Origin of the sequence: Pseudomonas sp. MWU15-20650 (genome assembly GCF_023242475.1) — a bacterium.
GTDB lineage: Bacteria > Pseudomonadota > Gammaproteobacteria > Pseudomonadales > Pseudomonadaceae > Aquipseudomonas.
In genome coordinates this window covers 1-1,348 of the sequence record NZ_JALJFG010000076.1, presented here as the reverse complement: position 1 = coordinate 1,348, position 1,348 = coordinate 1, and the positions used below count along the sequence as shown (strand labels likewise).

The following is a 1,348-nucleotide window of genomic DNA, read 5'->3' as shown; positions in this document are numbered from 1 at the left end:
CAGGCCGTTGAAAAAGGTCGACCCCGCATTGGGTTCTGGCAAACTCCCTGTCATGTTGTTCAATGTCAGCGGAAGACCTCAACCGATGCGTGGGCCAGACCTTAAGCAAAACGAGCTGTTCAGCTACACGACGCTGGAGCAACGCATTCCCAAAGATCACCCGTTGCGCCCATTGCGCGAGCTGGTTGATACGATCCTGGTATCGATGGATTCTGATTTCGAGGTTTTGTATTCCTCGCTCGGACGAGCTTCAATTCCACCAGAGAGGTTGCTGCGGGCTTCGTTGCTGCAGGTGATTTATACCGTACGCTCTGAGCGGCAACTGGTCGAACAACTCGACTTTAATCTGCTTTTTCGCTGGTTCGTCGGCCTGTCGATGGACGAACGGGTGTGGGATCACTCGACCTTCAGCCAGAACCGTGACCGTCTGTTTAACCAGGATATTGCGCGCCTGTTCTTCCAGCGCATCAAGTCGTTGGCCCAATGGTCGCAGTACGCCAGCGACGAGCATTTCAGCGTGGACGGCACGCTGATTGATGCCTGGGCCTCGCATAAATCCTTCGTCAAGAAGGGCGGCGGCGAGAAGCCGGATGATGAGCCACCAGAGGGTGGCACACGCAATAACTACCTCGACTTCAAGGGTGAAAAGCGCGGCAACGCGACTCACCACTCCACCACTGATCCCCAAGCCCGGCTGGCTCGCAAGAGCCCGGCCGATGGCAGTCGCCTGGCTCATATGGCCCACACCCTGATGGAAAACCGCAATGGGTTGATCGTGGATGTGGAATGCACCGAGTTCAACGGGCATGCCGAAGTGGGCGCAGCCTTGAAGATGCTTGAGCGCACGGCCAAACCTGGCAGCACCGTGGGTGCAGACAAGAGCTACGACCAGAAATTCTTTGTCCAGATGGCGCGTGATTTGAAGGTGACGCCGCATGTCTCGAGAAAGGCCATAAAGAGCGCTATCGATGGTCGTACGACACGTCATCCGGGCTATGGCGTCAGCATGAAAATACGCAAACGTATCGAGGAAGGGTTTGGCTGGTTAAAGACCGTGGGCGGTCTGCGCAAGACCAAGCTGATCGGCCGCGAAAAGCTCAGCGCCCAGTTGCTGCTGGGCTTTTCGGTGTACAACCTGATCCGCTTGGGAAGCCTATCGGGTTGGTGGCGCGGATCGCATGTTTAGGCGAAGTGCGCCCAAAAAGCGCCAGAAGGCGAGTATTTGCGCTGGAATCAGTAAAACACCCGCTGATTGAGGCGGGATCAAGAGCAAGGCCAAGCTTGAGAGGCTGAAAAATCTCAAACTTGGCGGGTTGGGGAAGTTAGGGCAGACTTTTTCAACGGCCTG

The 1,348-nt window shown here is 56.2% G+C and carries 1 protein-coding gene; it reads left to right on the top strand.

The genetic code is table 11. The annotated features are described in order from the left end of the window. Positions 1–85 precede the first annotated feature (85 nt). A complete protein-coding gene (locus tag M5B43_RS27150; RefSeq protein ID WP_248752946.1) occupies positions 86–1,186 on the top strand; it encodes an IS5 family transposase in 1,101 nt (366 codons plus the stop codon). The last annotated feature ends 162 nt before the right edge of the window (positions 1,187–1,348 follow it).

Excerpts from the sequence above, each read along its gene's own strand:
- M5B43_RS27150 (WP_248752946.1), top strand. The coding sequence starts at position 86 with ATGCGTGGGCCAGACCTTAAGCAAAACGAGCTGTTCAGCTACACGACG.